Source organism: Lactiplantibacillus sp. ME-2 (assembly GCF_022549155.1).
GTDB lineage: Bacteria > Bacillota > Bacilli > Lactobacillales > Lactobacillaceae > Lactiplantibacillus > Lactiplantibacillus plantarum.
Genome location: NZ_JAKZEQ010000152.1, coordinates 1 through 283, shown reverse-complemented (window position 1 = coordinate 283; position 283 = coordinate 1). Strand labels below are relative to the sequence as shown.

Sequence of the window (283 nt, the reverse complement as noted above, 5' to 3'; positions counted from 1 at the left end):
AGGAAGCTGATCTTTTTTGTCCGAACAGCGTTCGGATTAATTTTACAATCTACCAAAACAATATATTTTAAAACTGTTTACACCATACCAAAAGGGGCTTCGAATACGAGGCCCCTTTTAGATTTAGCTAGTAATCCGTATTAAAGTTAATGGCTAGCTCCCAGTTCAACTTTTTAATGGCTTACGATCTGTCAACAAAGCAATTGGTGACAGAATAAAAACAATCACCGCTCCTACTAAGTAGGTATGACTGAAGGCCTGGCTGATCTGTCGATTCTTAGTA

General features: G+C 38.2%; 1 protein-coding gene. It reads right to left on the bottom strand.

Translation table 11 applies throughout. The annotated features are described in order from the left end of the window. Positions 1–165: 165 nt before the first annotated feature. Positions 166–283: MFS transporter (locus MMY95_RS15770; protein WP_241277840.1), on the bottom strand; the 118-nt coding region annotated here is incomplete at its 5' end.